This is a genomic window from Moorena producens 3L (assembly GCF_000211815.1).
Lineage (GTDB): Bacteria > Cyanobacteriota > Cyanobacteriia > Cyanobacteriales > Coleofasciculaceae > Moorena > Moorena producens.
In genome coordinates this window covers 83,483-91,244 of the sequence record NZ_GL890946.1, presented here as the reverse complement: position 1 = coordinate 91,244, position 7,762 = coordinate 83,483, and the positions used below count along the sequence as shown (strand labels likewise).

Sequence of the window (7,762 nt, the reverse complement as noted above, 5' to 3'; positions counted from 1 at the left end):
ACCAACCCTGAAAACCCAGGTCGTAAACCGAAGAAAGTCAAGCACATCTTGGTCGGTTCTCCTAAACAAGTTCGCAAAACAATTAATGCTATCTATTCCCTTAAATACGCCTATCCCGACGAGTGGAGCGCTTTCGAGCCTACCGGAAAATCTGGTCAGGTTACGACTTTTTTGATTCGATACTTATACCTAGACTAGGATAGTAAATTGCCAGGGCGTCGCCCTGGCGACCAGGAATGGTAAAAATTGTTTTGTGGAGGGGTATATACCAGGATGAAGGATGAGTTGGTATGTAGTTACTTTCGAGTAGTTGCTGACTAATTCAATAGTTGATCAGTAGCGATGCAGCGCGGTCTTGGGGAGGCAGCGCGGTCTTGGGGGTTTCCCCCATGAGCGACTGCCGTGGTCCCCCCCATGAGCGACTGCATCAAGACAGTGATTTAGATTTGAGTGCAGCTCAGCTGTACTTGTGGAAGCTTACATAATATAAATCGGTCAAGACTTGGGGTTAACCAGAACTTGACCGATTTTTTTTTATTGATTTATTGCTATAGTTATAGCGTTTATAGCGTTTCTCATACCTATGAGGTACAGTCTTGATTGGCGCTTATTGCCTTAAGACCTTCTTGCCTTGCTGCCTTCTGCCTTCTGCCTTCTGCCTTAAAAGGATAAACCTTGTCCTCATGGCTCTGAGAATTGCTATATCATACCTATGACGTACACAGGATTGATTTTTTTCCAATTCCGACTTCCCTGCTCCCAGCTCCTTTCCCGTAGCCTGGCCTACGGCCTCAGCTCCCTTTGCTATATTAATCAGAGTATTGCTAACAAGATATAATAATGACAGACCAAAATTTTGTAGCTGATAACGCTACTACCACAGAAATACTGGAACAAGTGCTATACGGAAATACAGCAAACTCCCCAAGAATACTTACCAAATTTGTTACAGATAGTTCGTCTGTTTCGTGAGAGTGTTACACAGAATAAGGTAGAAGAAAGTTTTCGTCAGGGATGGCAAGAAGCCATGACAGGGAATGCACTTCCTGTTTCAGAGCTTTGGGATGGGATTGATGCAGAATGAACCAGCAAAAACCTCTAATTACTCAAAAAAGCCTCTTGTTCCAAATTATCAAGTAAATCCTCAGCAATTTGATACCAAGCTTGCCGGAATTGAACATCATCTTGTTTATCGGAAAGAGTCTTTCCCTTTAATTGGGGATATGTACTATAAAAAAATTGATCAACTTTCTGATAAAAAGTCCCTGGTTCAATCTTCAAATCTAGGCAACGCTGATAGATTTGCTTTTGCCGTTGCTGCTCGGTGTTACTCACAGATGATTTAGAGGGCAATGATGGTATAGAGGGCAATTGCCAGGATATCTTCGGGAATTTTGGTGTAGGAAACCCTCCTCTAGCTACTGCTACCGTTCCAAACACTACTAATAAAGAAATGGACATAGAAATACCAAAAAACCTTAGTTCACGGTTAGTGGATTGCTGTTTGCGATTGAGCACAGCAGTGAACGTTGTTTTAATAGTTTGACCAGGAGCAGCCACTAAGGTAGCGATCTGGGTAAATAGTGTATTTGGTTGTTTATTTGGTTGTTTATTTGGTTGTTTATTTGGTAGCTTAGTTGGTTGTTGATTTGGTAGATTATTTGGTAGCTTAGTTGGCTGCTGGCTACTTACCGGCTGGGGAATTACGGTTTCTAGGGCTTCACTGACATCTTGGGCTGACTGATACCGTTCTTTAGGAAGATTAGCCAGCATTTTAGCCAAGACCGATTTGAAGCTGGGGCTAATGGTTATCTCTTGCCAAAGCCAGGTGGCGTGATAACTATCATAAAAGTCTAGAGGCTGTTTACCGGTTAGCAATACTAAAGCAGTTACCGCTAAAGCGTAAAGGTCGCTAGTGGCATCAGCTTTGCCATATCGTAACTGTTCATCTGGGGAGTAACCCCGCTTTCCCACTTGAGTGCCAATCACGTATCCGGTTGATTGGACAATGGCAGTGGTTACCATTTCTTTGACACAACCAAAGTCAATTAATACTGGCTTATTGTCAGAATTCCGTTTAATCAGATTATCCGGAGAAATATCCCGATGAATGATCTGCTTAGAGTGGATATAATCTAAAACTGGCAAGATGTCTTGGAGCAGTTTAATCACATCTGCTTCCCTAAACTTTTGACCCTGGACTAAAAGCTGGTGATAGGTTAACCCTTCCACATAGTCTTGTACTAAAAAGAGATAATTTTTACGACCAATACTGGTTCTAAGTAACTCTCGAAAACAAGGAATTTGGTTATGTCTGAGCTGGTATAGCATCCCAGCTTCTCGCTCAAATAATTCTTGAGCTTTTTGTAATTCATAGTTGTTTTGAAGTTGGGGAGCAAATTCTTTGAGTACACAACGCTCTTGATAGCGATTAGCATCTTCAGCGAGATAGGTACGTCCAAAAGTTCCTTGACCTAAATCGCCTAAGATTGTATAGCGGTCTTTGATAATTGCTCCAGGTTTTAAGGTATTAGACATAATAGCCGCCAATTGATGATTTATAGTTTAGGGAAGAGGGAGCAGGGAGCAGGGAATCGGGAATCGGGAATCGGGAATCGGGAATCGGGAATCGGGAATCGGAAGGAGTAGGAAAGAAATACGAGGATTTTTTGCAGAAGGAAGTTTTAATCCAGTAATAAAAATTTACCTTGTCAACCTATCGTTGTTCTCAACAGAGCAGAAAGTAGGATAAAAATGATAAACAATGTATTTAAATAAAATGTATTGAAAAATTCCAACTTAATCGAAAACTACTTATTATCTGTTTCCTATTCCCTGTTCCCTATACTAATGAGTACCATGGGATGGAATTGAATAGACCGCAAATGATACTGTTTGTGTCTATTCTTATCCCCTGTTCCCAGATCCGCTGTTCCCAGATCCGCTGTTCCCAGATCCGCTGTTCCCAGATCCGCTGTTCCCTGTTCCCTATTCCTAATGACCCAGCATCCCTTGTGCCTTCTTAATATTGTCACGAACTGATTCAGCGGATATCTTGAGGGAGGACAGTTCAAGATCTGTCAACTTTAATTCCAAAATTTTTTCGATGCCTCGACACCCCAATCGGGTGGGTACTCCTATAAAAATATCTTGCAAACCATATTCACCCTGAAGGTAGGCAGCTGCGGTGATTTGGCGGGATTGGTTGTGTAATATTGCTTCTACCATCAAACAGGCGGAGGATGCTGGGGCAAAATAAGCACTGCCAGTGCGCATCAGTTCTACAATTTCTGCCCCTCCTCGACGAGTCCGTTCGATCAGGGCTTCTATCCGGTCTGGTGTCATCAGTTCCGTGATGGGAACACCACTAACGGTAGAGTAGCGGGGTAGTGGCACCATTAAGTCCCCATGGCCTCCGAGCACTACTGCATTCACATCCGCAACGGATACACCATTTTCCATGGCAATGAATGTCCGGAATCGGGTAGAATCCAACACCCCTGCCATGCCCATGACGCGATGGGGTGGTAAGTCAGTAGCTTGCCAGGCTAGGTAGGTCATCACATCGAGGGGATTGGTGACCACGATTAACATGGCATCTGGGGATTTTGCGGACGCATTTTTAGCCGCTTCCACCACAATTTTGGAATTGATCTGTAGCAGGTCATCCCGACTCATGCCTGGTTTCCGGGGACTTCCTGCCGTAATCACCACCACATCGGAACCAGCAGTATCAGCATAGTCATTAGTTCCGATAATTTGGCAATCGTGGCCTTCAATGCCCCTGGCCTCTAGTAAATCTAGAGCAATGCCTTGGGGCATACCTGGTACAATATCGAGGAGTACGACATCGGCCAGATTTTTCTCAGCAATCCGTTGGACAAGAGTACTCCCTACTCTACCACCACCGATGACGGATACACGGTTGTCGTGGCAAGCAATTGGGGAGTTGGGATAGGGTACCATGATCGGAATGGGTAGCGTGGAAATGCGTTCGCGTAGCGTGGCCTACGGCCAATCGCTTTTCAGGAACTCCCCCAAAATTGGGGTATTTAGGGGGCTATGGGTGCCAAAGCTCACAAGGGTAGGTTTGTGAACATTGGGGCGAGTATGTACTTTCGTTACTTAGAATTATAAATATGTATCTAATTATACAATATTTTTCGGAATAATTCTTTCCATCTCCCCATTTTTCTACGGTGCGCGTTCCCTAGCGCTTTAAAAAAGCGCGGGGTCGCACCGCTCCCTACTCCCTACTCCCTACTCTTTACTATTCAAGAGGAGATTTCCAACTGGTCAATGCGCAACCAAATGTTGGGGGTAGGTACCCGACCAAATTTGACCAGGGCATAATCCCCCTTGATATCAAGAATTTCCCCATCAGTTTCAAACAGATAAGAGGAAAAGCGGGGGTCACTTGCTTTGGCTTCCAGGCTACCTTCTAACTGGGCTTGGATAGCCCGAACCAATACTCCCTTTTTAATTTTCCCAGCCATAAAATCTCTTTTGTCTTTCCTATTCTATTGTATCGGGGGAATGGGGAATCGGGAATGGGGAATCGGGAATCGGGAGTCGGGAATCGGGAATCGGAAATCGGGAATAGAAATCTCGACACTTCCGACACTTCCGACACTTCCCAGCCTGATCAACGCTGACAGTTCGGACAAAAGTGAGCGGAGCGACCGACTAATTTGGTTCGCTGGATGGGGGTGCTACAGATACGACAGGGTTCTCCGGTGCGACCATAAACCCAGGCAATCCCCTTATAGTTGCCATTGACTCCCTGGACGTTGATAAAATCACTAAACGTGGTACCACCAGACTCAATAGCTTTTTCCAATACTTGGATAACCGCGATGCTCAGCTTTTCGATCTGCTCTAACCCCAAATCTTTACAAAGGGTTTCTGGTCGAATACCACTCAAGAATAATGCTTCATCGGCATAGATATTACCTATTCCTGCTACCAGGGACTGATCGAGCAAGGCGGTTTTAATCGCACGCTGGCGGTGATGGAGCTTACTGACTAGGTAATCTGTAGAAAATTCCTGGGAAAACGGTTCTGGTCCGAGTTGCTTTAGACCAGTGATAATGGTTTCTGGTAAATGGGATGGCGGAATCCACCACATTCGACCAAAAGTGCGCTGGTCGATAAACCTTAACTCCTGGTTGTTTGGGAAAAATAATCGCACTCGCGTGTGTTTTGGCTGAGGCTGGTCTTGACTTAGCCATAGCAGTTGACCAGTCATCCGGAGGTGAACACCTAACCAACCGGCTTGATCAGTATCTGACTTGGTTAGTTTAGCGAGTAGGTATTTGCCCCGTCGATGCCAATCACTAATGGTGACAGTTTTGAGTTGGGCTAAAAAATCTTTCGGAGAAATAGGGTGGGCGATGGTGCGCGATAGTAACACCTCTCCACCCTGGATTTCCTGGCCTGTAGTCACTTGATTTAGACCCAGGCGAATTGTTTCAACTTCTGGTAGTTCCGGCACGATTGAGTGCTTTAGTTGATCAATGGTGAGTGCTACCGTGTTAACTTAGCACTCTACAGACACCAGGAACTCAAATTCCTGAGTCTGGCTAGGTTAACCAACTACTTCCAGTTCAGTGGGTGCAAAGTTATTGGTGTTCACCCCAGAGGGGCTACCACTATAGCCAGCGTAGTTGACCTTATCAAAGCGGACAATCACTGGGTATTTGATACCACTTTTGTCTACACTAGCCACAGTTCCCACATCGTTATACCAGTAGGATTCTTTTCTTTTAATCCGAACTTTTGCACCACGTTTTAGTTCTGCCATAAAAAAATTTACCTTACGCTCTAGTTCTACAGCGTACTACTCAATTAGGCTTCTCCGTTGACTTGATTGTTTAAGTTTTATTAATTTACCTGTAGGGAGTCGGGAGTCGGGAGTCGGGAGCGGTGCGACCCAAGGGCGATTTACTCGCCCTAGGAGGCGCGCACCGAGGGAATCGGGAATCGGGAATCGGGAGTCGGAAGAGTGAGACTACAAACGCTGCCAACTCAGCTTTGATGTTTCCTCATCGAGATGCCAGCGTAATAACTGAGCTGGTTGACCGATGCTTAGGGTTGCTAAACCGATGGCTTGGCGAGGGGAAACCGTTGCGAGGGCAATGCCATTCTCAACGCTACAAATCCCCCACTGGACTAAATTCTTTACTCCTACCAATAAGGGCAAGGTTGTCCCAGATAATGTCCCATCTGGTAGCCGTGCTGTCCCATTTTTGACCTCTATCTTGCGGGTGTCCCAGGGATAGACGCCATCGGGTAATCCTATTGGTGCTAGGGCATCGCTAACTAGAAAAATCCCTTGTTGATAACCCCCAGCACGGAGCAGCAGTTGGATCATGGTGGAACAAACGTGCTGACCATCGGCAATTAGTCCACACTGGACACCGGGAGTAACTAGGGCAGCTCCCAGTAATCCTGGTTTGCGGTGATGGAGTCCTGGCATGGCATTAAAGGCATGGGTTACCATGGATGCCCCATCTTCAAAAGCTCTTTGGGCTTGCTCTGCTGTGGCTTGGGAGTGACCGAGACTAACAATTATGTTGCGCGATCGCAAATACGGAATCACCTCACCAATGCTCTCTAACTCTGGCGCTATTGTAATAATCTTGACCAGATCACCATAGTCTCCCAAAACTTCCTTGACATTTTCAAGATTAAGTGGTAATAGATACTCAAGAGGATGAGCCCCCCGTTTTTGGGGATTGAGAAAAGGCCCTTCTAGATGGACACCCAAGATGCGGGCGCTTGGGGTCTGGTAAGGTTGGGAAGGGATAAATTCAGCAAAGACAGAAAGCGTACGCTGAATCTTCTCGACCGAGGTAGTGACCAGAGTGGGTAAAAACTGATCCACACCCTGATGCCAAAGGAATTGACAAATCTCCTGGAGTAAAGGGATGTGGTGAAAATCGACATCGGTGAAGGCTAAGCCTAGCCCCCCATTAATCTGCAAATCCACACCCCCTAGGGAGACCCAATCCCCAGCAACGTCAAGGATAGCCGGGTTAGGAAGAGTATCTAGCTTAGGAAGAGTTTCTAGCTTCGGTGCGATCGCGTCAATAATTCCATGATCATTAATATGAATATTCTGTAAACCTTGGTAACTAGGGACACGAGCATTGATAATATCTAGAGTCATTAGGGAATGTGGCGAAGTCTAATCATATACCATCAAACATGATTCATGACCAATAACCAACCGTTAATTGGGATTATTATGGGCAGCGATTCCGATTTGCCCACCATGCAAAATGCGATCGCAATATGTGAAGACTTCGGTGTTCCTTGGGAAGTAGCGATTGTGTCCGCCCACCGCACCCCCGAACGGATGGTAAATTATGCTCAAGACGCTCACAAGCGTGGACTCAAAGTTATTATCGCTGGAGCTGGGGGGGCGGCTCATCTGCCTGGGATGGTGGCGGCCATAACACCCTTACCTGTGATTGGGGTGCCAGTGTCTAGTCGTTACTTGAAAGGTATCGATTCCCTATACTCCATTGTTCAAATGCCTGGAGGAATTCCCGTCGCAACTGTAGCAATTGGTAATTCCAAGAATGCAGGATTGTTAGCAGTGCAGATTTTGGGCACTCATCAGCCGGAATTACTAGAGAGAGTGCAGCAGTATCGCCAGAATTTAGCGGAATCGGTTATGGAAAAGCAAGCATTGCTCGATGAGTTAGGTTATCAGCAATACTTAGGGCAGATGAGTTAATCTGGTTCAGAGACTTTC

The 7,762-nt window shown here is 45.7% G+C and carries 12 protein-coding genes; 4 read left to right on the top strand and 8 right to left on the bottom strand.

The window, feature by feature from the left end:
* The 3 genes from LYNGBM3L_RS45190 to LYNGBM3L_RS46625 form a co-directional block, all read left to right on the top strand.
* Positions 1 to 198 (top strand): hypothetical protein (locus LYNGBM3L_RS45190; protein ID WP_009149191.1); only part of this gene is annotated, 198 nt, incomplete at its 5' end.
* A gap of 131 nt (positions 199 to 329) precedes the next feature.
* Positions 330 to 485: a hypothetical protein gene (locus LYNGBM3L_RS44125; RefSeq protein WP_154659883.1), complete on the top strand. Its 156-nt coding sequence runs from the start codon at positions 330 to 332 to the stop codon at positions 483 to 485.
* 458 nt (positions 486 to 943) lie between these two features.
* Positions 944 to 1,084: a hypothetical protein gene (locus tag LYNGBM3L_RS46625; protein ID WP_009149189.1), complete on the top strand. Its 141-nt coding sequence runs from the start codon at positions 944 to 946 to the stop codon at positions 1,082 to 1,084.
* Positions 1,085 to 1,098: 14 nt separating this feature from the next.
* Here LYNGBM3L_RS46625 and LYNGBM3L_RS22690 read toward each other — a convergent pair whose 3' ends face one another.
* From LYNGBM3L_RS22690 to nagA, 8 genes are all read right to left on the bottom strand, one after another.
* Positions 1,099 to 2,538: a serine/threonine-protein kinase gene (locus LYNGBM3L_RS22690; protein ID WP_009149187.1), complete on the bottom strand. Its 1,440-nt coding sequence runs from the start codon at positions 2,536 to 2,538 to the stop codon at positions 1,099 to 1,101.
* Between the two features lie 456 nt (positions 2,539 to 2,994).
* Positions 2,995 to 3,966, bottom strand: a complete 972-nt coding sequence (mdh, locus tag LYNGBM3L_RS22685) for a malate dehydrogenase (RefSeq protein WP_009149185.1) — start codon at positions 3,964 to 3,966, stop codon at positions 2,995 to 2,997.
* Between the two features lie 308 nt (positions 3,967 to 4,274).
* Positions 4,275 to 4,496 carry an NAD(P)H-quinone oxidoreductase subunit O gene (locus LYNGBM3L_RS22680; RefSeq protein WP_009149183.1) on the bottom strand — a complete coding sequence of 74 codons (222 nt, stop codon included), beginning with the start codon at positions 4,494 to 4,496 and terminating at the stop codon, positions 4,275 to 4,277.
* Positions 4,497 to 4,520: 24 nt separating this feature from the next.
* Positions 4,521 to 4,649, bottom strand: coding sequence for a hypothetical protein (locus tag LYNGBM3L_RS48885; protein WP_267872076.1), 129 nt, complete (start codon positions 4,647 to 4,649; stop codon positions 4,521 to 4,523).
* A complete protein-coding gene (locus tag LYNGBM3L_RS22675) occupies positions 4,646 to 5,494 on the bottom strand; it encodes a DNA-formamidopyrimidine glycosylase (RefSeq protein ID WP_009149181.1) in 849 nt (282 codons plus the stop codon). The genes LYNGBM3L_RS48885 and LYNGBM3L_RS22675 overlap by 4 nt, the downstream gene beginning before the upstream one ends.
* A gap of 93 nt (positions 5,495 to 5,587) precedes the next feature.
* Entirely contained in the window at positions 5,588 to 5,803 is a 216-nt protein-coding gene (locus tag LYNGBM3L_RS22670) for a photosystem I reaction center subunit IV (protein WP_009149180.1), read from the bottom strand.
* An 85-nt stretch (positions 5,804 to 5,888) separates the two neighbouring features.
* A complete protein-coding gene (locus tag LYNGBM3L_RS44120) occupies positions 5,889 to 6,026 on the bottom strand; it encodes a hypothetical protein (protein WP_154659882.1) in 138 nt (45 codons plus the stop codon).
* Entirely contained in the window at positions 6,011 to 7,171 is a 1,161-nt protein-coding gene (gene nagA / locus LYNGBM3L_RS22665) for an N-acetylglucosamine-6-phosphate deacetylase (RefSeq protein ID WP_009149179.1), read from the bottom strand. The genes LYNGBM3L_RS44120 and nagA overlap by 16 nt, the downstream gene beginning before the upstream one ends.
* Positions 7,172 to 7,216: 45 nt before the next feature.
* Between nagA and purE the strand changes: the two genes are divergently transcribed.
* A complete protein-coding gene (purE, locus tag LYNGBM3L_RS22660) occupies positions 7,217 to 7,744 on the top strand; it encodes a 5-(carboxyamino)imidazole ribonucleotide mutase (RefSeq protein WP_009149178.1) in 528 nt (175 codons plus the stop codon).
* The last annotated feature ends 18 nt before the right edge of the window (positions 7,745 to 7,762 follow it).